This is a genomic window from Curtobacterium sp. MMLR14_010 (assembly GCF_001865015.1).
Classification (GTDB): Bacteria; Actinomycetota; Actinomycetes; order Actinomycetales; family Microbacteriaceae; genus Curtobacterium.
The window spans coordinates 47871-73480 of the sequence record NZ_MJGV01000023.1; the positions used below are offsets into that span (position 1 = coordinate 47871).

Sequence of the window (25610 nt, forward strand, 5' to 3'; positions counted from 1 at the left end):
CCGACCATGACCGAACCGATCCTCACCGTCTCCGAGGTCGAGAAGACCTTCACCATGCACCTGCAGGGCGGACAGCGCATCGAGGTGCTCCGCGGACTCAGCTTCCGCGTGCACCCCGGCGAGTGCGTCGTCCTCGGGGGCGCGTCCGGCGCCGGCAAGAGCTCCGTCCTGAAGATGGTCTACGGCAACTACGCCGTCGACCGGGGCAGCGTCCTGCTCGGCGGCGTCCCGCCGCTCGACCTCGCCACCGCCGACCCACGACAGGTCATCGCCGCTCGCCGCGACACCATGGGGTACGTCAGCCAGTTCCTGCGCTGCGTGCCCCGCGTCCCGGCACTGCAGGTGGTCGCCGAGCCGCTGCTGGAGCGCGGCGTCGACCGCCTGGAGGCTCGTGACCGGGCCGCAGCGCTGCTCACCCGGGTGCACATCCCGGAACGCCTCTGGTCGCTGCCGCCCGCCACCTTCTCCGGTGGCGAGCAGCAACGTGTGAACATCGCGCGCGGCTTCATCGCAGACCTGCCGCTGCTGCTGCTGGACGAGCCGACTGCGTCCCTCGACGCGCGGAACCGGGACGTCGTCGTGGAGCTGATCGCCCAGAAACGGCGCAGCGGCACCGCGATGCTCGGGATCTTCCACGACGCCGCGGTCCGCGACGCGGTCGCCGACCGTGTGGTCGACGTCGCGGTGTCGTCCCCGGCGGCAGCCCGGGAACTCGAGCGGGCCGACGCATGAGAGCGGCCATCTACGCCGCACCGGGCACGCCGTCGGTGCACGCCGGGGCCACGAGGCTCCGCACCCTCGCGGAACAGTGGCTCGGGCGCAGCGCCACCGGGGAGCCGGTCGCGGCCGCGACGCCGCTCGGGCACAGCCGGTCGTCCATCGACGCGATCACGCGGGACGCGCGGCGGTACGGCTTCCACGGGACGCTCAAGGCCCCGTTCCGGCTCGCACGGGGCCACAGCCTCGACGAGCTCGACGGCGCCGTGGCCCGGTTCGCCGCCCGCCGACCGCTCGTGGTGCTCCCCGCGCTCAGCCTGGCGCGGATCGACGGCTTCTTCGCGCTGGTCCCCGGCGTCCCGGCTCCGCGGCTCGACGCCGTCGCGAACGACGTGGTGGTGAAGTTCGACCGGTTCCGGGCACCGTTGTCCGACGCGGACCGCTCCCGACGCGACCCGGCGACGCTCACCGAGCGGCAGCGGGACCTGCTGGACACGTACGGCTACCCGTACGTGCTCGAGGAGTTCCGCTTCCACCTGACCCTGACCGACCGCATCCCCGCAGGCCAGCAGCCCGAGGTCGAACGCATGCTGCGCAGCTGGTTCGACGAGGTCCTGGGACACGACGTCCCGCTCGACGCCCTCGCGCTGTTCGTCGAACCCGAACCGGGCGCACCGTTCGTCCAGCACGCCGCACACCGGCTCCACCCGACCCTCACCTCCCGTACCGCCGAATCCCCAGCCAGCGAAGGAACACGATGACCCGCGAGACCGTCTTCACCAACACCCGCGTCGTGCTCGGCGACGAGACCGTGCTCGGCTCCGTCCTGGTCCGCGACGGACTCATCGCCGACATCGCGACCGGTCCGGCCGCGACCGTCGGGCTCGACCTCGACGGCGACCACCTCATGCCGGGCGTCGTCGAACTGCACACCGACCACCTCGAGTACCACTTCAGCCCGCGGCCGGGTGTCTCGTGGGACCCGCTGCCCGCCGTGCTCGCCCACGACGCCCAGCTCTCCGCCGCCGGCGCGACGACCGTGTTCGACGCGGTGCGCATCGGTTCGGAACCCGACGGGCGCGACGGTGCAGCGGCCGCGGCACACCGGTTGGCCGGTGCGGTCGAGTCCGCGATGGGCGCAGGCCTGCTCCGCGCCGAGCACGCCGTGCACCTGCGCTGCGAGGTGTCCTCCGCCGACTGCCTCGACGCCTTCCACGAGTTCGACGACGACCCGTTCGTGCGGTTGGCTTCACTCATGGACCACACCCCCGGACAGCGGCAGTACGCCGACGTCGAGGACTTCAAGCGCTACTACCTCGCGAAGCGCCGGGTGAGCGAAGCGGACTTCGAGCAGTACGTGCAGCTGCTCCACGAGCAGTCGGCCCTGCACGCCGACCGCAACCGACGGGCCATCGCTGCCCTGGCATCCGAACGCGGCATCACCCTGGCCGCCCACGACGACGCGACGCCCGAGCACGTGGCCGAGTCGGTCTCCCTCGGCGTGCACATCTCGGAGTTCCCGACGACGGTCGTCGCCGCACGCGCCGCCGTCGACCAGGGGCTGCACGTGGTGATGGGCGCACCGAACATCGTCCGCGGTGGCAGCCAGTCCGGCAACGTGGCTGCGTCGGAGCTGCTCGACCTGGGCCTGCTCGACGTGCTGTCGTCGGACTACGTGCCCTCGAGCCCGCTGCACGCCGTGTTCCAGCTGGCCGCCGACGGCGTGGTCACCATGTCCCAGGGCGCGCGGCTCATCAGCACGAACCCGGCCCGGGCGGTCGGGCTCGACGACCGGGGCGAGATCGCCGTCGGGAAGCGGGCGGACCTGGTGCGGGTCGCCACCCACGAGCTGCCCGCGGACGACCGCCGTCCGAACGGCCGGAGCATGCCCGTCGTCCGCGGCGTGTACCGCAGCGGGGAACGCGTCTCGTGACCCACACCCCGATCGGCCCGGGTGCGTTCGTCGCCGTCGTCGGCGCGAGCGGGGTCGGCAAGGACGCCCTCATCGCGTATGCGCACGCCCGGACGTCCGACACCGTGCGGTACCCACGCCGGACCGTCACCCGGCCGTCCGGTCCGGGTGAGGACCACGACCCGCTCGATCCGGACGCCTTCGCCGCCGCGGCACGAGCGGGCGCGTTCGCCGTCCTCTGGCACGCGCACGGGCTCGACTACGGGATCCCAGCGCACGTCGACGACGAGGTCCGAGCGGGCATGACGGTCGTCGCGAACGTCTCCCGCGGTGTCCTCGAGGAGCTCGCGGAGCGCTACGACCGGCTCGTGGTGGTCCGCGTGACGGTGCCGGACGCGGTCCGCGCCGAGCGGCTGCGGACACGCCGTCGCGAGTCCGGTGACGCGGTCACCGCCCGGCTCGAGCGCCCGGACCCCGCCCCTGACCACCAGGTCGACGTCGAGATCCCCAACGACGGGCCCCTCGAGATCGGTGGCGAGGCACTGCTCGCCACCGTCGTGCGAGCTGCTGCCGGGGCACGGTCCACCGCATCCGGACGACGAAGATGAGCTCCATCGCCGTGATCGGCCCGGGTGCGATCGGCACGACGATCGCGGCGGCGCTGCACCAGGTCGGTCGGACCCCGGTCGTCTTCGGGCGGTCGGCGCGCGACGAGCTCCGGTTCCGGGCCGGATCGGAGTGGGTCGTCGTGCCTGGCCCCGTCCGGACGGACACCGACCCCGTCGACAGGCCCTTCGACCTGGTGTTCCTGGCGGTCAAGACCACACAGGTCGCCGGCGTCGCGCCGCTGCTCAGGGTGGCCTGCGGTCCGGACACCGTCGTGTGCGTGCTGCAGAACGGCATCGAGCAGGTCGAGACGGTCGCGCCGCTCGTCCAGGGAGCGGCGACCGTCCCGGCGGTCGTCTGGTTCCCGGCGGTCCGACAGCCCGACGGCGAGGTGCTGCTCCGTGGAGCGGCCCGGCTCACCCTGCCCACCGGGGTCGCGTCGGACCGCGCCGCCGCGGCCCTCGACGGGTCGTGGTGCACGGTCGAGACGAGCCCCGACTTCCACAGCACGGCGTGGCGCAAGCTGCTGCAGAACGCGGTCGCGGGGCTGATGGTCCTGACCGGGCGCCGCTCGGGCATGTACGCGCGGGACGACGTCGCCGGGCTCGCCACGGCCTACCTGCGCGAGTGCCTGTCCGTGGCCCGAGCGGACGGCGCCGTGCTCGACGATGCCGTGGTCGAGTCGGTCCTCGACGGCTTCCGCGCGCAGCCCGCCGACCTCGGGACGTCCATCCTCGCGGACCGTGTCGCCGGGCTCCCCCTCGAGTGGGACGCCAGGAACGGTGTGGTGCAACGCCGCGCCCGAGCGCACGGCATCCCCACGCCGGTGTCCGACGTCGTGGTCCTGCTCCTGGCGGCGGCGAGCGACGGGCCCGGGTGATCGCGGCACGTGACGACGGAGAGCGCGGGAGCACACCTCATGAGGACGCCGCGATGTCGACCTCATCCGGAGTCGCTGTCATCGATCCGCTTGCTTTCGGGTCACGACCTGCGGATCTTGGTGATCAGTCGTCCCGAGGAGCAGCGCACCGCCGCCCATCGCCGCCACCGCTGCGCAGAGCAGCGCGGTGGTCGCGCCGTCCACTGCCTGGAGGAGGGCGGCGCCGACTGCTGGTGCGATCGCGGTGGCGATGGTCACGGGGGCGGCGAAGATCCCGGTGAGGTGTCCTGTGTTCGCTGTGCCCCACCGGTCGACGACGACTGAGGCCTGGATCAACGTGAGGGAGCCGCGGGCTGCGCCGGCGAGGACGGCTAAGCCGATGGCCGCGGGGAGAGCGCCTGCGCCTGCGGCGAAGCCGGCCAGGGCGATCACCGCGACCGCCGCAACAGCGGTGACGGCCGGGACGGTCGTGGTGCCGCGTCCGAACGCGAAGAACGCGCGGCCGGCGACCTGTCCGACGCCCACGAGGCCGAAGGCGGTCGCAGCGGCCGCGGCGGCAAGTCCTGCGCTGGTCAGGAGGGGCACGAGGTTGATGGTCAGGGCGTACAGCGCGAGCGCGAGGCCGGTGACGCCGACCTGCAAGAGCAGGAACGACCGTGATCGTGCGATCCGGCGGACTCTGAACGGATCAGCGCGCGCGCCTGCCTCAGGTACGCCCTCGATGCATGGCCACCGACGTGGGAGGAGGGTGGCATGGATCGGGCCCACGGTGACGAGCAGGACACCGGCGAGGATCAGGAAGCTCCCACGCCATCCGAGGCCGTGCGTGAGGGCGACGGCGATGGGCGCGAAGATCGTCGAGGCGAGCCCGGCAGCGAGGGTCACGACCGTCAGAGCAGTACCGCGGCGGCTGCCGAAGGTGGTGTTGATGACGGTGAACGCGGCCTGGTACAGGGTCGCGGACTGGCCGAGACCGACGACGCACCATGCGGCGATGAAGAGCGGGAAGGAGGGTGCTACGGCGACCGCCATGAGGCCGACGGCGCCGACGGCTGTCCCGACCGTCATCGCCAAGCGCGGTCCGGCCCGATCGAGGAGCCGCCCGACCGGGATCCCCGCGGCGGCGGAGAGGATCAACCCGGCCGAGAACGCCGTGGTGATGAGGACCCCGGACCATCCGGTGTCACGCGCGATCGCGGTACTCGTGGCGGGGAGGGCGTAGTAGAGCGTTCCCCAGGAGATGACCTGCGAGACGGACAAGCCGATCAGCAGGAGCAGGTGCCGGGGCTGGTCAGCCACGGTGTGCGCGGTGAGGTCCAGCTCCCACTCGTGCCCTTGTCACTGCTGGAGCAGGTCGTGCTGGATGCGGTCGGCGACGGCGTCGCGCATCGGTCGGACGTCCTCGGGTGACCAGGAAGACGGGTCGGGGAAGGACCATTCCAGGACTGTGCCGCGCGGCGTGGCTGGTAGTTCCAGGCCGGGCTTCATCAGCACGATGATGTCGGCGGCCTGGAGGAGTTCCGCGGTGACCTTCCGGGGTGTCCGGTTGGTGATGTCAAGGCCGAGTTCACCGACGGTCGCGGCGATCGAGGGGTTCACTCCCTCGGCCGGTGTGATGCCGGCGGAGGTGGCCGTGAACCGCTCCGGTGCGGCGAGTTCGAGGAGTGCTGCGCCGAGCTGTGGGCGGCCAGCGTTGTGCTTGCAGATGAACAGGACGGTGGGCTTGGTCGTCATGAGGGTTCCCGTCAGTTGGCGCAGCGCGAGCTGCTGTCAGTGGTCGGCGTGGGCTCGGGGGCTGCGCAGCACGACGCCGCTTCCGGAGCTACCACGTCCACGCTCGGGGCAGCGTTTGGGGAGCTCTCGGCACTGCTCGGGGTGGTGCAGCAGGAGGATCCACCGAGATCCGTGGAGCAGACACCGGTCTCGGGAAGAACGAGCTCGACCAGGCCCGCGGCGGTGTGGTCGCCGGCGAGCTCAGCGGCGATGGACCGGACTTGCTCGTAACCGGTGAGGAGCAGGAACGTGGGGGCGCGGCCGTAGGACTTCATGCCGGCGATGAAGAAGTTCGGCTCCGGGTGCGCGAGCTCTGCGACTCCGTGCGGGGGCACGGACCCGCAGGAGTGCAGGTTCGGGTCGATGAGCGGTGCGAGGGCTTGGGGTGCTTCGACGATGTCGTCGAGGCCGAGGCGGATCTCGCGGAGCATGTCGAGGTCAGGCCGGAACCCGGTCGCGTTGACGATCACGTCGACCGTCACCGCGAAGGGCTCTCTGGCGCGGCGACCGGTGACGGTGACTTGGTCGCCGTCGGGTCGGACGTCATCGATCTCGAACGAGGCGATCTGCTGCACCTGACCGGACTCGACGAGCCCGTGGACGGTGGACCCGAGCTGCCCGCGGGCGGCGAGCCCGTCGGCGGCGTCGGCGCCGAGCCGGGCGGTGCCGGCGTTTCGGACAGCCCACAGCACTTCGGTACCCGGCGCGGTCTTGGCGAGGCTGGCGAGCTTGATGAGCGTGTTGGCGGCAGAGTGGCCGGCACCGACGACGAGGACCCGCTTCCCCGTGAACCGGTCACGGTCGGCGCCGAGGACGTCAGGGAGCGCGTGGACCACCCGGTCACCGAGGTCAGCGGCAGGTGCGAACCCAGCGGCAGTGAGGGGGTTCGGTGACGTGTAGGTGCCCGAGGTGTCGACGACCGCACGCGCAGTGACGTCGTGCGTCCCGTCGGCGGTGTGGAGGCGGAGCAGGAACGGGGTGTCGGCGCGGCCGGTGGAGCGGGTGCGGTCCATGCCCTGCCGCGACACCGCCTCCACGCGGACGCCGTACTGGATCACCGGTGCGAGCTGCGGTGTCGCAGCCAGGGGCGCCAGGTACGTGTCGACGAGGTCGTGGCCAGTGGGCAGGGATGATGCCCGGGGTGCTTCCCAGCCGGTGGCTTCCAGGAGGCGCTGGGCGGCAGGGTCGATGACGTACTGCCACGGGGAGAACAGGCGGGTGTGCCCCCAGGCGCGGACGCTCGTCCCAACCGTCGGGCCTGCTTCGTAGACGACGACGTCGAGACCGCGCTCGACGAGGTGCGCGGCTACGGCGAGGCCGACGGGGCCGGCGCCGATGACGGCGACGGGGAGTCCGGTGAGCCGGTCCGCGTCGGTGCGGGGTGGGACGGTGAGGATGAGCGTCATGGTCTGCGGCTTCCTGGTCGTCACGTGGTTGCTTCGGTGGGGAGCAGCTCGGCGAGGAGCGTCTGGACGCGGTGCTTGATGTCGTCGCGGATGGGGCGGACGTCCTCGATGCCGCGGCCGGCGGGGTCGGTGAGGTCCCAGTCCTCATAGCGCTTGCCGGGGAAGACCGGGCATGCGTCGCCGCAGCCCATGGTGATGACGGCGTCGGAGTCGCGGACGGCGTCGGTGGTGAGGACCTTCGGCTGGTTGCCGGCGATGTCGATGCCGTCTTCGGTCATCGCCTGGATCGCGATCGGGTTGATCTGGTCCTTCGGCTCGGAGCCGGCGGAGCGGACCTCGACGCGGTCGCCGCCGAGGGCCTGGGCGTAGCCGGCGGCCATCTGGGAGCGTCCGGCGTTGTGGACGCAGACGAACAGGATCGTGGGCTTGTCACTCATGGGTGTGTGTCTTTCCGGGTTCAGTGGATGAGGGTGAGCCAGCCGGCGAGGGCGGCGAGGGTGATGGCGAGGACGGGGATGGTGAGGACGATGCCGGTGCGGAAGTACTGCCCCCACCCGATGTGGATGCCCTTCTTCTCCAGCACGTGCAACCACAGCAACGTTGCGAGGGAGCCGATGGGGGTGATCTTCGGGCCGAGGTCGGAGCCGATGACGTTGGCGTAGACCATCACCTCGTGGGTGAGTCCGGTCGCGCCGGCACCGCCGATGGCGAGGGCCGCGATGAGGACGGTGGGCATGTTGTTCATCAGGGACGCGAGGATCGCGATGGTGAACCCGACGCCGAGCGCCGTGACGAGGACCCCGTGGTCGCCGAACACGTCGAACAGCGTCGCGAGGTGGTCGGTGAGGCCCTGGTTCTGGAGGCCGTAGACGACGAGGTACATGCCGATGGAGAACAGCACGATCTGCCACGGCGCCTCCCGGATCGTCTTCCACACCGGGATCACCCGCCCCGACGGCGCGCTCGGTCCGGCACCGCTACCGCTGGCGCTGGCGCTGGCGCTGGCGGTGACGGTGGCAGTGCCGCCCGTGGTGACGAGGACCGTCGCAGCCGCAGTGCGAGCGAAGAGGAACGCGGGCTGCCGGGCGGCGACGAGGACGATGATGACGGCACCCACCCCGGCGACGGCGGCGAGTGGGACGCCGAGTGGGTCGGCGGCGAAGTAGCCGACCAGCAGCAGCGCCAGGACGACCCAGCCGGCGCGGAACGTCGCAGGGTCCGTGATCGCGGCGGCGGGGCTGGTGAGGGCGAGGACGTCGTACCGCTTCGGGATGCTCCTGCCGAAGTAGGCCAGCAGCATGCCGAGGGAGGCCAGGACGGAGACGATGCCGACGGGGATCATGACGGCGGCGTACTCGGCGAAGCCGAGGTGGAAGTAGTCGGCGGAGACGATGTTGACCAGGTTCGACACCACCAGCGGCAGGCTGCCGGTGTCGGCGATGAACCCGGTGGCGAGGACGAACCCGAGCGCTGCCTTCTGCGGCATGTTCAGCGCGCGGAGCATCCCGACGACGATCGGGGTGAGGATCAGCGCGGCCCCGTCGTTGGCGAACACCGCGGCGATGACGGCGCCGAGGCCGACGATGAGGACGAACAGCAGCCGCCCGTTGCCGCGGCCCCAGCGGGCGACGTGGAGGGCCGCCCACTCGAAGAACCCGGCCTCGTCGAGGATCAACGAGATCAGTACCACCGCGACGAACGTCAGCGTCGCGTTCCACACGATCCCGACAACGGTCGGGACGTCGGAGAGGCCGACGACGGTGGTGGCGAGGGCGATGACGGCGCCGATGAGCGCGGTGTAGCCGATCGGGAACCCCTTCGGCTGCCAGATCACCACCACGAGCGTCGCGACGAAGATCGCCGCAGCGACCACAGCCATCACCATCAGGCCGTCACCGCAGCCTGGGTCGCTGCGGCGGCGGCGCGTTCCCAGCCCTGCGCGGCGACCTGCACCGCATCCCACGGCGACCCGAGCGGCGGCGTGTAGCTGAGGTCGATGTCGATGACGTCGTCCACGGTGAGTTCCGCGTGGAGGGCGGTGGCGAACGTGTCGATGCGCTTGCTGATCTCCGCGGTCCGCTGGCCGATGATCTGCGCCCCGAGGATCCGACCGGTGGCCTGGTCGCCGGTGACGCTGATCGTCAGCGGGACGGCGCCCGGGTAGTACCGCTTGTGGTCATCCGCGACCGTCACCCGCGTCAGCGGCGACACCTCGAGCGGGCCGGTCTCGTGCTGGCGGAGGCCGGTGCGGGCGGCGACGAGGTCGAACACCTTCACCACCTGCGTCCCCACGGAACCGGCGAAGACCTTGCTCCCGCCGAGCATGTTCTCCCCGGCGACGCGGCCCTGCTTGTGCGCTGTCGTCCCGAGCGGCAACCACGTGGTGCCGAGGAGGCGGTGGTGCGTCGCGACGCAGTCACCGGCAGCCCACACGTGCGGCACCCCGGTCCGCATGGACGTGTCGACGACGATCGCGCCACCCTGGCCCAGCTGCACGCCGGCAGCGACGGCGAGGTCCGTGACCGGGCGGACACCGACACAGACCACGACGAGCGCGAACGTGCCCTCCGCGTCACCGGAGGTGGAGCTGGTGGCGACGCGCCACTGCCCACCGCCTGCCAGGGTGATCCCGGTGACGGTGGAACCGGTCAGGACGGTTGCGCCGTGGCGGCGGACCTCGGCGGTGACGAGGGACCCGAGTTCCTGGTCGAGGGTGGAGAGCACTTCGGCGCCGCGCTGGATCAGCGTCGTGTCGAAGCCGCGTGCGACGAGCCCTTCGGTCATCTCGAGGCCGATGTAGCCGGCACCGACGACCGCGACCCGGCTCCCCGCCGGCAGCAGCTCGAGGGCGGCGACGACCTGCTCGGCGTCATTCATGGAGTGCAGCAGGTGGATGCCCGGTTCCCCGAACGGCACCCCGGGCGGGCGCACCGGCTCGGCGCCGGTGCCGATCAGCAGTTCGTCGTAGGCGATCTGCTCTTCTCCGGCGGGGCCGGTGACGGTGAGGCGGCGCCCGTTGACGTCCACCGCGGAAGCCCACGTGGAGGAGCGGACTGTCATGCCCGCGGCCTCGAGGTCGGCGCGAGTGCGGTGCGCGAGGGACGCTTCCGTGGCGACGTCGCCGGAGACCCAGTACGGGATGCCGCAGATGGAGAAGTTGGGGAACTCGTCCGCGAGCACCACCGTCACGTCGGTGCTCGGGTCGAGTTCGCGGGCGCGGAGTGCTGCGGCGATGCCGGCGTCGCTACCGCCGACGGCGAGGAGGTGAGTCATCAGGCTGGTCCTTCACGGATCGAGCGGGAGCCGAAAGTCGGCTCGTACATCGAAGCACGTCGATATCGATGAGCGCAAATATAGACGGGCGTCGAAGCCCGTGGGAGGATGAGGCCATGACGATCGAGCTGCTCCCCATCCAGGACGTCACCGCGTGCTGCTCGCCCGTCACCACCGGAGCGATGGACCAGGCGTCCGCGGAGGTCCTCGCGAAGTCCCTGAAGGCGATCGCCGACCCGGCACGGCTCCGGCTGATCTCGATGGTCGCCGCGCACGACGGGGCAGAGGCATGCGTGTGCGACCTGCAAGAACCGCTCGGCCTCTCGCAGCCGACGGTGTCGCACCACCTCAAGGTCCTCGTCGACGCCGGGATCCTGCACCGCGAAAAGCGCGGCACCTGGGCTTACTTCTCCCTCGTCCCCGGCGCCCTCCACACTCTCGCGGGCCTCATCACCACGACAGCGAAGTAGCTGCCCACGACGCACTCTGGCCGGGTCTTGTCCGACCTGGGCGCAATGCCGTGAACGTCGCAGCGGCTGGTGTCGGCTGCCGACCGATCAGTGCTGGCGGAGGATGCCGAGGAACTCGTCGGCCCAGTCGAGGTTGCGGGCGAGCTTCGCCCGGCGTTCTTCGGTGTCGGTGACGTACGCGTCGAGCTCTCGCTGGAGCCGATCCCGTTCGGAACCGTTGGCTGCTTGGAGGCCGTCGAGGATGCTGAGGAGTTCGGCCATCTGCTCGAGGGAGTAGCCGAGGGGCTTCATCCGGCGGATCACGAGCAGGCGTTGCAGGTCGTCGTCGGAGTAGAGCCGGAAACCACCCTCGGTGCGGCCGGTGGGATGCAAGAGGCCGACATCGTCGTAGTGCCGGACGGTGCGGGTGGACAGGCCGGTCCGCTCAGCCAGTTCGCCGATGTGCATCGTCGACGCGGGTGCCCTGTCGGTCATCGTCAGCCCTTCCCGCGTTGCTTGCCCGGATCGGTCCGATGCTACCGGCGACGTCGACGCGGTTGTCCTGGGTGATCACTGCGACCCAGATCGCGAGGGCGCTCCTGATGTTGCCGACGGTGCAGCCGGGTGGACGGCGATCGGGTACGGCCTCGTCCTCGGCGCCGCACGCTCGCCTCGATCAGTGGGCGCGGAGGCTGTCCAGGAACTCGTCGACCATCCCGAGCTGCTCGTCGAGGCGCTCGCGTCGCGCCTCAGCGTCGCGGATGAACGCGGCGACCCGGGACCGGACCGCTGTGACGTCGACGTCCGGGTTCGCTTCGTCGAGCATGCGGACGGCGTCGACGAGGACCGCGGCCTCGCTGAGGGAGAACCCCAGCGGTTTCATCCGCCGCACCATCAGGAGCCGTTCGACGTCGTCCGTGGAGTACAACCGGAACCCGCCGTCGGAGCGGCCAGAGGGATGCAGAACCTCAGCAGCGTCGTAGTCGCGGATCGTCTTCACGGACAGCCCTGTCCGCTCCGCGACCTCCCCGATCTGCATCAGGTACTCGCCCGTCATTGCAGCGTCTTCGTCGCTCACTTGCACACCAACCCTTCCGTCGCGTTAGAGTCGAACTCTACCAACCCTTCCGCCGCGGAAGGTTCGGCATCCCAGCTGGTCCTCGTGCGGTCGGCCTGCGCGACGAAGCGCCTCAGACATTCCCCTGCGGGCGCCGAGCGTCCGCCCCCCTCATCGAAGGAGAACCGTGACGACCGTCACGCCCGCACCGGCTCCGGTGCACACCAGCCCCACTGTCCTGTCCGCGCTGAAGAGCCCGCGCCTGCTGACCCGCGAGGCCCTCGCCGGCCTCGTCGTCGCCCTGGCGCTCATCCCCGAAGCGATCTCGTTCTCGATCATCGCCGGCGTCGACCCCCGCGTCGGGTTGTTCTCAGCGTTCGTGATGGCCGTCGTCATCTCGATCGTCGGCGGCCGTGCCGCGATGATCTCCGGCGCGACCGGCGCCATCGCCCTCGTCGTCGCCCCGGTCATGAAGGACCACGGCCTCGACTACCTGATCGCCACCGTCCTGCTCGGCGGAGTGTTCCAGCTCATCCTCGGCGGGCTCGGAGCTGCGAAGCTCATGCGCTTCGTGCCCAGGTCGGTGATGGTGGGGTTCGTCAACGCTCTCGCGATCCTGATCTTCACCGCCCAGCTGCCGAACATCATCGGCGTCGACTGGCTCGTCTGGCCGATCACCATCGTCGGCATCGCGATCATCGTGCTCCTGCCCCGCCTCACCAAGGCGATCCCCGCACCGCTGGTCGCGATCGTCGCGCTCACCCTGGTGACCGTGTTCGCGTCCATCGCGATCCCCACCGTCGGTGACGAGGGCAAGCTCCCCGACAGCCTGCCGACGCTGTTCATCCCGAACATCCCGCTGAACCTCGAGACGCTGACGATCATCGCCCCCTATGCACTCGCCATGGCACTCGTCGGGCTCCTCGAGTCCCTGATGACGGCGAAGCTCGTCGACGAGGTCACCGACACCGGCTCCCGCAAGACCCGCGAAGCCCTCGGGCAGGGCATCGCGAACATCTGCTCCGGGTTCATGGGCGGGATGGGTGGCTGCGCGATGATCGGCCAGACGATGATCAACGTGAAGGCCTCCGGTGCCCGCACCCGCATCTCCACCTTCCTCTCCGGTGTGTTCCTGCTGGTCCTCGTCGTCGGGCTCGGCGACGTGGTCGCGATCATCCCGATGGCCGCCCTCGTCGCCGTCATGGTGATGGTCTCCGTCGGCACCTTCGACTGGCACAGCATCAAGCCCTCCACCCTCAAGCGGATGCCCGTCGGGGAGACCATCGTCATGGTGCTCACCGTGGTCATCGTCGTCGCGACCGACAACCTCGCCATCGGCGTGATCATCGGTGTCATCGCCGCGATGATCGTCTTCGCCCGCCGGGTCTCGCACTTCACCTCCGTGACCCGCAGCCTGGAGACCACCGACGCCGGCGAGCAGCACGCGCTCTACACCGTCGAGGGCGAGCTCTTCTTCGCCTCGAGCAATGACCTCACCACCCAGTTCGACTACGTCGACGACCCCGAGCTCGTCGTCATCGACATGACCCGTTCCCATGTCTGGGACGCCTCGACCGTCGCCGCCCTCGACGCAATCGAGACGAAGTACCACGTACACGGCAAGCGAGTCGACATCCGCGGGATGAACGACGCCAGCCAGGCGTTCCACGGCCGGCTCGCCGGGAACCTCGGCGCCGGTCACTGAGCCATCCCCCTCTGCCCGACCTCACCAGAGGTACCGAGTGAACGGGCGGAGCAGCGGGGCCGGAATCTGATTCGTCGACCCCGCGGCGCGTGCCGCTCAGTCGTCCTGACCGCAGCCGCCACCCACGACCGTCAGCGGAGGACCGACATGACCGGCAAGCCGACCATCTACGACGTCGCTGCCGCGGCGCACGTTTCCCATCAGACCCTGTCTCGCGTCCTCAACGGAAGCGACCGGGTGCGCCCATCGACGCGGAAACAGGTCGAGGCGGCGATCACCGCACTGCAGTACCAACGCGACGACCATGCAGCCGCTCTCGGTCGACGGCGCAGAACCGCGCCAAGCTCGGTCCCCGGAGCTACAGGCCGCACCGCCGAGCAGTCCGGCGGACAGGTCTTGCCGAGTTCCGCACCCTGGGCGAGGCGCTTCCTGCGTTCACAGTGCGCAACCAATCGACCCTCGGGTCGGTTCTCCTGTGCCCAAGAGTCGGGCCGCGACCCGCGGAACAGGGCACCTGGTCCCTGCCCCCACTGCCTGTGCGGTCGGCTTCGCCCTCGCGGTGCTCTTCATCGCGATCGCGATCCGACACGCGTGGCTGATCCTGAACGACCAGGCTGCGCGTCGCGTCGCTCGGGTGCAGCGGGCTGGAGCTCTTCGCGAGACGTTGATCCTCGACGGCTTCCGGACGCGGACCGCGTCGCCGGGCTCCCCCTCGGGTGGGACGCCAGGAACGGCGTCGTGCAGCGCCGTGCTCGAGCGCACGGGATCCCGACGCCGGTGTCCGACGTCGTCGTGCCGCTCCTGGCGGCGGCGAGCGACGGGCCCGGGTGACGACGCTGGCTGTCAAGCCCGGGATCCCGGTCGTCAGCGACCAGCGGCGTCGAACCCGCGCTCCCACCGTTCCAGCCACGGCAGGACCGCGGTCAGGTCGTCCGTGTCGAGGGCGTCCGTGGCCCCGGCGCGGGCCGCGTCACCGGCGTTCAACGCGAGCGAGACCGGGACGGCGTCGAAGAGCGGGAGGTCCGAGCGGCTGTCCCCGACGGCGCAGCACCGGTCCGCGGTCAGCCCACGAGCGGCGGCGAGCGCGAGTGCCCGGTCCCGTTTGTCGTGCTCGTCGAAGTGCTCGGCGACGGTGCCGTCGTACACGCCGTCCGTCAGCCCGACGCGTGGTCCGCCGTTCGCCGTGACGCCGAACCGTCCGGCGAGCGCCGCGCTGACCGGCTGCCAGGCGAGGGACGCGAGGACCGGCTCGACGTCGTGCTCGCGGCACCACGCGACGACGGCGTCGACCCCGGCGATGACGGGCAGGTCCTCGAGCCACCGGTCGACCGTCGCCGGGGTGGTCCCCCGCCAGCCCCTGGCGTCGACCTCGCTGACCTGCTGGTTGGACAGCGCACCGCTGGCGTACCGCGCTTCGGCCAGGTCGAGTTCGCGCTGGTGCCCGAGCCGTGCCGCGAGGAAGCTGCTGCTGGAGCCCGACGGGACGAGCGTGCCGTCGATGTCGAGGAACACGACGCCGCGCGGCGTCACGCGGGGCGACCGGTTCGACGCGGGTCGAGCACGGGCCAGCCGGACGCCCGGGCGTGGGCGGCGAGCTGCCGGTCCGGGTTCACCACGACGGGGTGGCCGACGAGGGAGAGCAGCGGGATGTCGTGCCGGGAGTCCGAGTACGCCCAGCAGCCCGCGGGGTCGGCGCCTGTCCGCTCGAGCAGCCGTCGTGCCGCGGCCGCCTTGTGCGCACCGTGCAGGAACTCACCGTCGGGGCGTCCGGTGTAGATGCCGTCGTGCACCTCGAGTCCGCTGGCGATCGCGCCGGTGAGACCGAGGCGCTCGGCGATGACCTCGGCGAGGAACGCCGGTGACGCGGTCACGAGCCACACCTGGTGCCCCTGCTCCACGTGGTCCCGCGCCACACGCGCCATCTCCGGCCAGACGGCGGCCTCGGTGTGGCGGTCGTAGACGTGGTCGGCCAGTCGCGCCATGTCGGCGACCGGGACCCCCGTCAGCACCTCGAGCCCGCGGAGGCGCGCGGAGGCGAGGTGCCGGTCGTTCTCGCCGCGGACCTTGAACCGGGCCTGCTTCCACACGGCGCCGACGATGTCCCGCACCGTGATGAGTCCGGCGGCCCGCAGCCCCCGCACGAGGTGGAACGCGCTCGCGCCGTGGATGAGCGTGTTGTCGACGTCGAAGAACGCAATGACCGAGGTGCTCGCCTGCTCGTCCATGATCGGGCCAGGCTACGCGAACCACCGCGGCCGGCCCGGGTGCCGCGGGGCCGGTGGTGGCGACCTCAGTGCGATCACGGGCGCGAGGCCTCGGCGTCGGCACCGAGACTGCCGGGCGATGGACACGACGACACCCACCTCGACCACCCCACCCACCACGACCCCGGTGCTCCCCGACGACGGGCGGCTGACGGTCGTGGTCGTCGGGGCGTCCCGCGGCATCGGTGCCGCGGTCGCGTCGACGTTCGCGGCGCAGGGCCACCGCGTCGTGGGCACCCACCGCGGGAGCGGCACGCCGGAGGGCGTCGAGCCCTTCGAGCTCGACGTCACGGACTCCGCCCGGATCGCGGAGCTGTTCGCCCACGTGGGCAGGACCGGCAAGGTCGACGTCGTCGTCGTGGCCGCCGGGGTCACCCGCGACGCCCCGCTCGTGCGGATGTCCGACGAGGACATCGACACGGTGCTCGAGACCAACCTGGTCGGACCGATGCGCGTGGTGCGCGCGGCAGCGTCGAAGATCGCCCGCGGCGGTTCGATCGTGCTGCTGTCCTCGGTCAGCGCCCGGCTCGGACACGTCGGCCAGGCGAACTACACCGCCGCGAAGGCCGGCCTGGAGGGCTTCGTCCGCACCGTCGCGCAGGAGTACGCGGCCCGGTTCCGGATCAACATCGTCGCGCCGGGTCCGACGCGGACCGACATGTTCACCGACGCGAGCGACGAGGCCCGGCGCCTGATGGAGCAGGGCACCCCGATGCGTCGCGTCGCGGAACCGCAGGAGATCGCCGACGTCGTGGCCTGGGTCTCGCGGTCCACCTTCATGACCGGGGCGACCGTCCCGGTCGCCGGCGGCCTGCTGATCTGAGGCCGACCGACGCCGGACGGGGCGCGACCTGCCGGCCGCGCCCCGAGCCTCCCGGCCGGTCAGACCGCGCTGGTGGCCAGCTCCTCGAGTCGGGCGAGCGCCTCGGCGGCGGACGGGAGGCTCGCGATCCGTCCGGCGGTCGTCCTCGCGGACTCCGCGAACCGGCCGTCGAGCAGCAGCTGCTGCAGCGCAGCACCGACCGCGTCCGGGTCGCGCTCGACGAGCGCTGCACCCACCGCCGCGGCGCGGGCGGCGTTGACCTCGTGGTCGGCACCACGTGGCACGACGACCATCGGGACCCCGGACGTCAACGCGCCGAGCACGGTGCCGGCGCCGCCGACGGTGACGACGGCGTCCACCGAGCCGAGGACCTCGGCGATCGGTCGGAACGGGACGTTCTCGACGGACACGGTCGACCCCGGACGGCTCGTCGCACGGACGCCGTTGACCGAGGTGACGACGAGGTCGACGGCGAGCTCGGCGGCCTCGACGGACGCGACCACCTGGTCGAGCAGGTGCTGGTCGGTGAAGACCGTGCCCATCGTCAGCAGGACGCGGTGCCGACCCCCGGTGCCGGCGTGCCGTGGTGCGGCCGGGTCGGTGTCGGGCGTCGGCCGGTGGTGCGCCTCGGGGCGGACCGGGATACGGCGACCGGGTCGGTCGGTGCTCGGGTCCTCGAGGAACGACGGGTAGGCGTCGATCCAGGCGGTCACCGCGGGGAGCGCGACACCGCGGTCCCGCGACGACCGCTGCACCGCACGCGCCATCGCGGTCCGCAGCACCTCGGGCCGCTCGGGACCGTAGGTGTGTCGGAAGAACGGCACGTCGAGCGCCGCGGCGACGAACGGACCGACGTGGTCCATGCTCTCGCTGACGACGACGTCCGCCTGCCACGTCCGCGCCGCCCGGACCGCGGCGTCCACGGAGTCCGACACGCGACGCACGCCGAAGTACTCGGCGATGACGTCCGGCCGGGGTGCGGTCGCCGGGCTGGCACCGGTTCTCCGGTGCATCTCCCCCATCGCCTCGAGGGTCGGCATGCCCGCGGCGAGCACCTCGACCTCGGGGCTCGCCTCCGCCTCGATGAACGGCCGGGTCGCGCCGTTCGTGACGACCGCGACGTCGTGACCGGCCGCGAGCGCAGCGCGCATGAGCGGGATCATCGGGACGATGTGGCCGGGCAGGGGGTTCGCGGCGAAGGCGATGCGCATGGTGAGCTCCGATGGGAGTCGAGGTGCAGGGAGGAGACGGACGGGTGTCGCTCAGAGGCTCCCGCCCGGCAGCGGGCACCCACATCCGTGCGACCACGGAGCCCCGCGGGTGCTCGGGTGACCCGCACCAAGGCCGCCCGGCACCCTCAGCGGAACCACGGAGGCGTGACCTGCGGAGCGCGACGGAGACTCCTCGGACGGAGCGCCGGTGCGCCCGTCACGATCCGTCGCTGCCGCGGCGGGACCCCGCTCGCCTGGAGGCACGTCATGACCACGCCCACATCCCACTCGTCGACGTCAGCCGAGGCGGTCACCGTCTCGACCGACGACGTGCTGCAGCTCGCCGCGGCCCTCGACGGCACCGCCCTGACCGCCGCCGACGAGGGGTACCTCGCGGCGTGCACCGGCTACAACCTGGCCAGCCACCGCCGTCCGGACGTCGTCGTCCTGGCCGAGAGCGCGGCCGACGTCGTGGCCGCCGTCACCTTCGCGAGCGAGCACGGGCTGCCCGTCGCCGTCGTCGCGACCGGTCACCACGGCGTCGCACCGCTCGAGCACGGCCTGCTCGTCAACACGAGCCGCATGAACGCCGTCGAGGTCGACGGCCCCGGTCGTCGAGCGGTCGTCGGTGCCGGCGCACGCTGGAACGACGTCGTCCCGCTCGCGGCCGACCACCAGCTGACGCCGCTCCACGGGTCCTCCGGCCAGGTCGGCGTCGTCGGCTTCACCCTCGGTGGTGGCCTCAGCCCGATCCTCGGCCGGAAGTACGGCTGGGGCGCGCACCACGTCCTCGCGCTCGACGTCGTCACCGCCGCGGGCGAGCTGGTCCACGCGGACGCGACGCAGCACGCCGACCTGTTCTGGGCGATCCGCGGCGGGCGGAGCTCGATCGGCGTCGTCACCTCGATGGAGATCGAGCTGTTCCCCGTCAGCCGGTTCGTCGGCGGCGGCCTGTTCTTCGACGGCGAGGACGCCGAGGCGGTCCTGGTGGCCTTCGCCCGGGTCACCGCGGACGCCCCCGACGAGCTCACGCTGTCGGTCGCGTTCCTGCGGCTCCCGCCGGTGCCCGGCATCCCCGAGCTGCTCGCGGGACGCTTCGTCCTGCACGTCCGCGTCGCGCTGATCCACGCGCCGGCGGAGATCGACCGACTCATCGCCCCGCTCCGCGAGGCGGCCCCGCTCCTCCTCGACACCGTGCAGGAGACCCCCTCGGAGGGCTTCGAGCACGTCCACAACGACCCGGAGGCCCCCGCACCGTTCTCGGAGGCGACCTCGATGCTCACGGAGCTCACCCCGGACGTCCAGCGTGCGCTGCTCGACCAGGTCGGCCCCCGCTCCGGTGCCGGGCTCCACATCGTCGAGCTCCGGCACATCGGCGGCGCCCTCGCCCGGACGCCCCAGACCGGCCGCGCCGTCTCGACCGCCGACGCGTCCTACGTGCTCTGGGCGGTGTCGATCGGCATGCCCGAGGACGACGCCACCGGCATCGCCGAGACCCGGAGCGTCGTCGCCGCGATGGAGCACTGGAGCACCGGCACCCGGTACCTCAACTTCGCACCGGAGGACGGTCGCCCCGAGGCGGCGTTCTCGGCCGACGACTGGGCACGCCTGCGTCGGGTGAAGGCCGAGGTCGACCCGCTCGACCTGTTCCGCACCGAGCAGCCGCAGGCCTGAGCTGACGACGACGCCCCCGCACCGTGTGGTGCGGGGGCGTCGTCGTGCGCGGGGTCAGCGCTGCGGGATGATGCGCCCGAGCACGGCCGGGTCGGCGAGCATCTCCAGGAGCCGCTCCCCCCGTTCCGCTGCGCCGGCGGGGCCGCCGGCCGCGGGCTGCAGCGCCACGACGACGATGGTCAACACGAACTCAGCGGCCAGGAGGCTCTCCTCAGCTGGGCGGTCCGCCCCGATCCGCTCACGCACCGCCTCGGCCAGGAGGGCGGTCTCCCGGTGGGTGGAGTCCCACATCTTCGCGCGCGCCACGGGGACCTGGTCGATGAGCGCGCGGACCCGGCGCACGGTGTCGCGGGCGCCGTCCGACGCGTCCAGGAGTGTCAGGAGCGCGGCGCCGAGTGCCTGCGCCACCGGTTCGGACGCCGGTCGGGACCGGAACGTGCGGGCCAGGGTCCCGATCTCCATCGACGGGTGGTCCACCAGCAGGCTGTCCTTCGTCGGGAAGTACCGGTGCAGCGTGGAGACGCTCACGCCGGCGCGGCGTGCGAGCTCCTCGAGGGTGGTCTCCTCGTAGCCGTGCTCCTCGAACACGTCGAGCGCGGTGTCCGCGATCCACGTCCTGGTGTGCAGCGCCTTGCGCTCGCGCAGTCCCACGGCGCGCTACCGGACCGCGACCGGGCGGCGGGACAGGGGCAGGCGGGTGAGCACCGGGTCACCATAGTGCACCGGTCAGGGGCGACTCCTGCGCCCGGCCAGGACGACCTGCCACCAGGCGGCGGCGAGCTCCGGGTGTGCGATGTTGCTGTGCGAACCGGCCATCGGGTCCGTGTACGTCATCCCGTGGTACGGCTCGAGGTCGATGACGGCGTCGGTCACCAGGTGGTGCACGGCCCCCGGTCGGAAGTCGTAGTCGGTGCTGGTGTCCCGGCGCAGGGTCGCCGTGCGGAGCCCCCGGACGCCGGCGAACGACCAGATGCCGATCGCGCCGAGGCGGGGCGGGACGGACGGGTCCCCCGCGACGCGCAGCCGTCCGAACGGCCACCGGAACGTCCGGATCCGGCGGAACGCGACCTCCACGGCCTGCGCGGCGGGGAACATCCGGCTGAGCGCGTGGTCGAACCGCGACGTGGAGGCGACGATCGGCCCGCGCACCATGCCACGGTCGAGGATGCGGGTCGCCGTGCCGGCCGGGTCGCCGTACGGGTTGTCCTCGGCGGTGGAGAACGACCACGCCGACAGCGCCCCCTCGACGAGGAACAGCGACTCGACCGGGCGGACGCCCTCCCGACGTCGGTCGGTCAGGGTCTCGGCGACGAGCTTCGCGCCGAAGCTGTGCCCGAGCAGGTGCACGCGGAGCTCGTCGCCGCCCGCGCGCTGGAGGGCCGCGAGCACCGAGGCGGCTCCGGTCCGGCCGACGACGGCTGAGCGACGCTTCATGACGTAGAACGAGGCGAGGGGCACCAGCGAGCGGAGCAGGCCGACCAGGCCCTTCCGTCGCTGCACCGGAGCGGGGACGTCCGGGACCTCCTCGAGCGGGATCGGGTCCTCGGCGTGGCGGTCCGCGAGGGTGTTCGGCTCGCTCGGCCAGTGCACCGCGACGACGAGCGGTCGGTAGTCGCCCGCGGCGGTCAGCGCCGCCACGGGGCGGGTGGCCACGCACGCCTCGAACCAGGCGCCGTACGTCCGGAGCGCGCGCTGGTAGTCGGTCAGCCATCCGTGGGAGGCGACGAACAGGTCCGTGTAGGGGCGAGCCTCCCGTTCGGCTGCGCGGAGGCGCGACGTCAGCTCGGCGCTCATCAGGCGGCGCTCCCCGCGGACCGTGCGCGGCGGGTCCGCGATGTGTCCCTGGCCGGCGAAGGTCCGGTCGCTCAGGCGACGGACAGCGCGACGGACCGCTCCGGTGCGCTTCGGCCGGCCGCTGGTCGGCGCGCCGTCGGGGTCGTGGGCCTCGACGCCGTCGCGGTCGAACGCGAGGAGGGCGTACTCGAGGGCTGGCGTGGTGATGAACGGCATGGTGCTCCTGGTCGGGACGGGACGGGTGGGACGGGCGCTCCGTCAGCGGATGGCGGGCGCTCCGGTGCCGTGGTCGTAGAACCCCGAACCGGTCTTGACCCCGAGGTGCCCAGCGTCCACGTACCGGCGGAGGAGGTCGAGGGGCGCCTGCGATCGGGTGGGGTCCTCGGCGACGTAGTGCTCCTCGATGTCGAGCACCACGTCGAGTCCCACCTGGTCCATCGCCTGGAAGACCCCGACCGGACTGCCCACCGTGAGGCGGAAGAGCTCGTCCACCTCGGCGGGGGTCGACACGCCCTCGGCGACGACCGTGAGCGCTTCCCGCTTCACCGCGGCCCAGATGCGGTTGAAGACGAAGCCGACGCTCTCCTGGCGGGCCTCGAACGGTCGGAGTCCGAAGGCCGGCAGCGCGCCGAGGAGCAGGTCGATCACGGCGCGGTCGGTGTGCCCGTCGCTCATCAGCTCCACGGCGGCCTGCTCCGGCGGGCGGAAGAAGTGCATGTTGAGGACCCGCTCGGGACGCAGGACGTCGTCGATGAGACGGGACGACGGGAACGACGACGAGTTCGTCGCGATGATCGCGTCCGGAGCCGCGCGGCGGTCGATCTCGGCGAGCACGGTTCGCTTCAGCTCGAGGTGCTCCGGCACCGCCTCGACCACCAGCCAGGCGTCGTGGAGCGCCGTCGCCAGGTCGTCCGTCGCCTCCACCGTCCCGGCACTGGCACCCGGTCGGCGGGCGACGAGGGCCGGCAGCTCGGCGTCGACGAACTCGACGGCCGCGCGTCCGGCTGCGGCGTCGACCTCGTACACGCGGACGTGGCCGCCGCACGACGCGAACACCAGGGCGATCCGGCGGCCGAGGGCCCCGCCTCCGACGACGGCGACCGGGCGGTGCTCGGCACGGCGGGGAGGGTGGTGGGCATGGCTGACCTCGTCTCGGCGACGACGGGGACGGTCTTCCGGTGGTGGCTCGTCGCCGCCGGGGCAGCCACCGATGTCCGATGGTGCCGGGACTCGGGGCCGGAGCCATCCGTGGGATCGCGGAGGTCGGGTCCTGGTTTCTCCGGGGGGTCAGCGCTGCAGGGCGACCCCGGACTGCCCGAGGTCCTGGCCGTCGAGGAGCGCCGCACGCCGACTCCGAACGACACCGTCGATGTCGTACGACATCGACGGTGTCGCGTGTCCGCCGAGCAGTGCCTCCCGCCGAGGCGGTCTAGAAGAGGTAGGTGCGCGTCGCGACGGTCTCGAACCCGAGACGCTCGTAGACGGGTGCGCCCTCGTCGCTGGCCTGGAGGTACGCCACCTCGGCGCCCTGTTCCCGCGCGGCGTGCATGAGCGCCCAGGTCACCGCGGCCCCGTGCCCCTGCCGCTGGTGCTCCGGCAGCGTGCCGATCGCGTACAGGCCGACGATCCTCGGCGAGGTCTGCACCGACATGCCGGTGGAGACCACCTGGCCGTCCTCGTCGGTGACGACGAACGCGGACACCTCCGGTCGTGCCAGCAGTGACTCGTTCGCGAACGGCGCCGTGCTGGCCACGTTCTCGCCCAGCCCGAAGCTGATCGCCATGCACCGCTGGATGCCGTCGACGTGCGACCGGTCGGCGGGTCGCACCGTGCGCGTCGCCGGCGGTGCCGTGACCTCGTCCGCCAGCGACGTCGACATGGTCGGCAACGCAGCGGTCTTCTCGAGGCCGCGGTCCGCAGCCCACCGGGTCTGGTCCTCGGTGGGGGTCGCGCCGACCTGCGCGATGCGGAAGTCCCGCTCTGCGCCGAGACGTGCCCGGAGTGCCTCGAACTCGGCGGCCGTGACGTCGGGTCGAGCGGAGACGAGGCCGTTCGCGGTGATCGTCCCGGCACCGGTCCAGGCGACGGCCAGCTCGTCGTCGCCGACGAACCAGGCGTTCTCCGCGGACTCGGCCACGAGCCGGATCGTCCGGATGCGTTCCACGTCGAAGGAGTCGGCGCGGCTCGGGACGCGGGAGGTGGGGTGAGCGGTCAAGGTGCTCTCCGTTCTGTGAGTGGGGATGGGTGGCATGTGATGGGCGACGGTCAGGCCGGTCCCGGTCCGGGCGTCGCGGTGCGTTCGCCGGCTCGGATCGGGACGTGCAGCCGGTTCGAGGCAGGAGGCAGCGGGCAGTTGAAGGCATCGCTGTGGGCGCAGGGCGGCAGGACCGCTCGGTTGAAGTCGAGGACGACGGTCGGGTCGTCACCGCGCCGTGCGGCCGCAGGGACCTGCACCCAGAGGAACCTGCCCGCCGGGTAGGTCCGCTCCGAGGCGTCCTCGGAGCGGTTCGTCGGGTCCGCGAACACGAGGAGGACCTCCCGGTCCGCGTCGTCCGCGTCGTGTGCGTCGTCCGCGTCGTGTGCGTCGTGTGCGTCGTCCGCGTCGTGTGCGTCGTGTGCGTCGTGTGCGTCGTCGAAGACGGTGAAGACGTACCGACGGTCGCCGATGTCCGCCATCAGGTCGAACGAGGACGCCAGGTCGAACATGTCCCCGCGCTGGCGGAGGACCGACACGACCCGCGACGGGCTGGAGGGGACGAGGGACGCCTCCACGCGGTGTGCCGGGTCGTACGGGAAGACGGTGGTGGGGTGGCCGGTACGGGCGGCTCGCTCCGGGTCCCAGGCGACCCACCCGTGCTGTACCGTCCGGGCGTCGCCGACGAGGCGTTCCCGCAGCTCGATCCGGGCGGTGTCGGGCAGGGTGGGAGCGACCGTGTCGGGCGCGGGCGGTTCCCCGACCGGGAACCAGCCCGCGCCGACCAGGGCGAGGTCGCCGCGCGGCCCCGTCAGTTCGGCGTCTCGCACAGTCCGCCACCGGTCCCAGGCCTGCTCGTCCTCCCGCACGTCCGTCGCACCGCTCACGCGAGCGCGGTCGTCGACGCTGCGAGCCAGGCGTCGACCGCCGCGTGGAACCGCGCCGGCTGCTCGGCCCACGGCACGTGGCCGCTGTCCTCGATGACGGCCAGGGTCGATCCCGCGATGCGGAGGTGGATCCGCGCTGCCTGCGACACGGGGTCGCAGATGAAGTCGTCGTCGCCGACCACCACGAGCGTCGGCACGGTGATCCGGTGCAGGTCCGCGAGCACGTCGTCCCCCTGGAACCCGGAGGCGTTCGCGTACCCGTTCACCGTCTCGTCGACGTCCAGGGTGGGCATCACGTCGGCTGCCAGCTCCGGGTCGTGGAAGTAGAAGGGACCGATCGCGTCGAGGACCTCGGTCGTGCTGCGGGGCGTGCTGTCGGCTCCGGTCACGATCGCCAGGCCCGCATCGAGGAAACCGGGGCGGGACGCGTAGAACGGGTGGGTCCGTCGGCGTTCGATCGCGGCCACGAGCTCCTTGCGGCGCAGTTCGTCCGGCGCGGCGATGGCGTCGATGGCGATGACGCCGAGCAGGTCCGCGCTGTGCTCGATCGCGTACGCCAGCACCTGCTGACCCCCGGCGGAGTGCCCGGCCAGGAACACCCGCTGACCGCCGAGGTGCTGACGGAGCCCCTCGATGTCGGCGACGAAGTGCGCCAACGTGTACTGCGTCGGGTCCTCGGGGCCGCTGGACTCGCCGCTGTGACGAGTGTCGAAGTACACGACCGTGCAGTGCGCCTCGAGCGCCGGCTGCGGCATCAGGTAGGCGATCGAGGGGCCCCAGCCGGGCGAGGGGAAGAGCAGCACCGGTCCGGACCCGCGCACCTCGTAGTGCAGGCGGTTCCCGTTCACGGCAGCGGTGTGGCTCCCCGGAGTCAGCCGTGCGTCGGCCGAGGTGGCGACGTCGGACTGCGCTCCCGCGCCGGACATGAGCGGTGCATCAGGATTCGTCATGCCCCGACGCTAGGAGCGGGGCCGAGCACCCGGCC

At 71.9% G+C, this 25610-nt stretch carries 27 protein-coding genes; 10 read left to right on the forward strand and 17 right to left on the reverse strand.

The window, feature by feature from the left end; translation table 11 throughout:
* Positions 1–6: 6 nt before the first annotated feature.
* The 5 genes from phnL to BIU98_RS05160 are packed head-to-tail and all read left to right on the forward strand — an operon-like array spanning position 7 to position 4115.
* Positions 7–732: a phosphonate C-P lyase system protein PhnL gene (gene phnL, locus BIU98_RS05140; protein ID WP_071272632.1), complete on the forward strand. Its 726-nt coding sequence runs from the start codon at positions 7–9 to the stop codon at positions 730–732.
* Positions 729–1478 (forward strand): DUF1045 domain-containing protein, encoded by a 750-nt coding sequence (locus tag BIU98_RS05145; protein WP_071272636.1) that lies wholly within the window; start codon positions 729–731, stop codon positions 1476–1478. Before phnL ends, BIU98_RS05145 begins: the two co-directional genes overlap by 4 nt.
* Complete coding sequence (locus BIU98_RS05150) at positions 1475–2650, forward strand: alpha-D-ribose 1-methylphosphonate 5-triphosphate diphosphatase (RefSeq protein ID WP_071272639.1); 1176 nt, start codon at positions 1475–1477, stop codon at positions 2648–2650. The genes BIU98_RS05145 and BIU98_RS05150 overlap by 4 nt, the downstream gene beginning before the upstream one ends.
* Positions 2647–3237: a phosphonate metabolism protein/1,5-bisphosphokinase (PRPP-forming) PhnN gene (phnN, locus tag BIU98_RS05155; protein ID WP_071272641.1), complete on the forward strand. Its 591-nt coding sequence runs from the start codon at positions 2647–2649 to the stop codon at positions 3235–3237. The genes BIU98_RS05150 and phnN overlap by 4 nt, the downstream gene beginning before the upstream one ends.
* Positions 3234–4115, forward strand: a complete 882-nt coding sequence (locus tag BIU98_RS05160; protein ID WP_071272644.1) for an oxidoreductase — start codon at positions 3234–3236, stop codon at positions 4113–4115. The genes phnN and BIU98_RS05160 overlap by 4 nt, the downstream gene beginning before the upstream one ends.
* 78 nt (positions 4116–4193) lie before the next feature.
* On the opposite strand, the gene BIU98_RS05165 is transcribed toward BIU98_RS05160, so the two are convergent.
* From BIU98_RS05165 to BIU98_RS05190, 6 genes are read right to left on the reverse strand one after another with little or no spacing between them, the layout of a single operon-like run.
* A complete protein-coding gene (locus BIU98_RS05165) occupies positions 4194–5414 on the reverse strand; it encodes an MFS transporter (protein WP_071272647.1) in 1221 nt (406 codons plus the stop codon).
* 39 nt (positions 5415–5453) lie between these two features.
* Positions 5454–5849 (reverse strand): low molecular weight phosphatase family protein, encoded by a 396-nt coding sequence (locus tag BIU98_RS05170; protein ID WP_071272650.1) that lies wholly within the window; start codon positions 5847–5849, stop codon positions 5454–5456.
* 11 nt (positions 5850–5860) lie between these two features.
* Positions 5861–7294: an FAD-dependent oxidoreductase gene (locus BIU98_RS05175; protein ID WP_071272786.1), complete on the reverse strand. Its 1434-nt coding sequence runs from the start codon at positions 7292–7294 to the stop codon at positions 5861–5863.
* A 20-nt stretch (positions 7295–7314) separates the two neighbouring features.
* Positions 7315–7731 carry an arsenate reductase ArsC gene (locus BIU98_RS05180; protein WP_071272655.1) on the reverse strand — a complete coding sequence of 139 codons (417 nt, stop codon included), beginning with the start codon at positions 7729–7731 and terminating at the stop codon, positions 7315–7317.
* Between the two features lie 20 nt (positions 7732–7751).
* Positions 7752–9173, reverse strand: coding sequence for an arsenic transporter (locus BIU98_RS05185; RefSeq protein ID WP_071272803.1), 1422 nt, complete (start codon positions 9171–9173; stop codon positions 7752–7754).
* 5 nt (positions 9174–9178) lie between these two features.
* Positions 9179–10567, reverse strand: a complete 1389-nt coding sequence (locus BIU98_RS05190) for an FAD-dependent oxidoreductase (RefSeq protein ID WP_071272658.1) — start codon at positions 10565–10567, stop codon at positions 9179–9181.
* Between the two features lie 116 nt (positions 10568–10683).
* On the opposite strand from BIU98_RS05190, the gene BIU98_RS05195 reads away from it, so the two are divergent.
* Positions 10684–11037, forward strand: coding sequence for a metalloregulator ArsR/SmtB family transcription factor (locus BIU98_RS05195; protein ID WP_071272661.1), 354 nt, complete (start codon positions 10684–10686; stop codon positions 11035–11037).
* A gap of 87 nt (positions 11038–11124) precedes the next feature.
* Here the strand turns inward: BIU98_RS05195 and BIU98_RS05200 are convergent, their stop codons facing one another.
* The gene (locus BIU98_RS05200) at positions 11125–11511 is read right to left on the reverse strand and encodes a MerR family transcriptional regulator (RefSeq protein ID WP_071272664.1); all 387 of its coding nucleotides are present in this window, start codon (positions 11509–11511) and stop codon (positions 11125–11127) included.
* A gap of 181 nt (positions 11512–11692) precedes the next feature.
* On the reverse strand, positions 11693–12094 hold the full coding sequence (locus BIU98_RS05205) for a MerR family transcriptional regulator (RefSeq protein ID WP_368073036.1): 402 nt from the start codon (positions 12092–12094) through the stop codon (positions 11693–11695).
* Positions 12095–12260: 166 nt separating this feature from the next.
* On the opposite strand from BIU98_RS05205, the gene BIU98_RS05210 reads away from it, so the two are divergent.
* Positions 12261–13778, forward strand: a complete 1518-nt coding sequence (locus tag BIU98_RS05210) for a SulP family inorganic anion transporter (protein ID WP_071272670.1) — start codon at positions 12261–12263, stop codon at positions 13776–13778.
* Positions 13779–13925: 147 nt separating this feature from the next.
* Positions 13926–14609 (forward strand): LacI family DNA-binding transcriptional regulator, encoded by a 684-nt coding sequence (locus BIU98_RS19775; RefSeq protein WP_083392992.1) that lies wholly within the window; start codon positions 13926–13928, stop codon positions 14607–14609.
* A 33-nt stretch (positions 14610–14642) separates the two neighbouring features.
* On the opposite strand, the gene BIU98_RS05215 is transcribed toward BIU98_RS19775, so the two are convergent.
* Both BIU98_RS05215 and BIU98_RS05220 read right to left on the reverse strand, forming a co-directional pair.
* Positions 14643–15308 (reverse strand): HAD family phosphatase, encoded by a 666-nt coding sequence (locus BIU98_RS05215; RefSeq protein ID WP_139200571.1) that lies wholly within the window; start codon positions 15306–15308, stop codon positions 14643–14645.
* Entirely contained in the window at positions 15305–16003 is a 699-nt protein-coding gene (locus BIU98_RS05220; RefSeq protein WP_071272674.1) for an HAD family phosphatase, read from the reverse strand. Before BIU98_RS05220 ends, BIU98_RS05215 begins: the two co-directional genes overlap by 4 nt.
* A gap of 118 nt (positions 16004–16121) precedes the next feature.
* Here BIU98_RS05220 and BIU98_RS05225 point away from each other — a divergent pair, with 118 nt between their 5' ends.
* Positions 16122–16865, forward strand: coding sequence for an SDR family oxidoreductase (locus BIU98_RS05225; RefSeq protein WP_175481290.1), 744 nt, complete (start codon positions 16122–16124; stop codon positions 16863–16865).
* A gap of 59 nt (positions 16866–16924) precedes the next feature.
* Here BIU98_RS05225 and BIU98_RS05230 read toward each other — a convergent pair whose 3' ends face one another.
* Complete coding sequence (locus BIU98_RS05230) at positions 16925–18076, reverse strand: glycosyltransferase (protein WP_071272677.1); 1152 nt, start codon at positions 18074–18076, stop codon at positions 16925–16927.
* 267 nt (positions 18077–18343) lie between these two features.
* Here BIU98_RS05230 and BIU98_RS05235 point away from each other — a divergent pair, with 267 nt between their 5' ends.
* On the forward strand, positions 18344–19750 hold the full coding sequence (locus tag BIU98_RS05235; protein ID WP_071272680.1) for an FAD-binding oxidoreductase: 1407 nt from the start codon (positions 18344–18346) through the stop codon (positions 19748–19750).
* A gap of 54 nt (positions 19751–19804) precedes the next feature.
* Here the strand turns inward: BIU98_RS05235 and BIU98_RS05240 are convergent, their stop codons facing one another.
* From BIU98_RS05240 to BIU98_RS05265, 6 genes are all read right to left on the reverse strand, one after another.
* A complete protein-coding gene (locus BIU98_RS05240) occupies positions 19805–20401 on the reverse strand; it encodes a TetR/AcrR family transcriptional regulator (protein ID WP_071272683.1) in 597 nt (198 codons plus the stop codon).
* A gap of 75 nt (positions 20402–20476) precedes the next feature.
* Complete coding sequence (locus tag BIU98_RS05245; protein WP_071272686.1) at positions 20477–21760, reverse strand: alpha/beta hydrolase; 1284 nt, start codon at positions 21758–21760, stop codon at positions 20477–20479.
* A gap of 42 nt (positions 21761–21802) precedes the next feature.
* Positions 21803–22756, reverse strand: coding sequence for a 3-hydroxyacyl-CoA dehydrogenase family protein (locus tag BIU98_RS05250; RefSeq protein ID WP_083392994.1), 954 nt, complete (start codon positions 22754–22756; stop codon positions 21803–21805).
* Positions 22757–22973: 217 nt separating this feature from the next.
* Positions 22974–23759 (reverse strand): GNAT family N-acetyltransferase, encoded by a 786-nt coding sequence (locus BIU98_RS05255; RefSeq protein ID WP_071272768.1) that lies wholly within the window; start codon positions 23757–23759, stop codon positions 22974–22976.
* A gap of 50 nt (positions 23760–23809) precedes the next feature.
* Positions 23810–24625 carry a DUF1684 domain-containing protein gene (locus tag BIU98_RS05260; RefSeq protein WP_071272771.1) on the reverse strand — a complete coding sequence of 272 codons (816 nt, stop codon included), beginning with the start codon at positions 24623–24625 and terminating at the stop codon, positions 23810–23812.
* Positions 24622–25575, reverse strand: coding sequence for an alpha/beta fold hydrolase (locus BIU98_RS05265; RefSeq protein WP_083392997.1), 954 nt, complete (start codon positions 25573–25575; stop codon positions 24622–24624). The genes BIU98_RS05260 and BIU98_RS05265 overlap by 4 nt, the downstream gene beginning before the upstream one ends.
* Between the last annotated feature and the right edge of the window lie 35 nt (positions 25576–25610).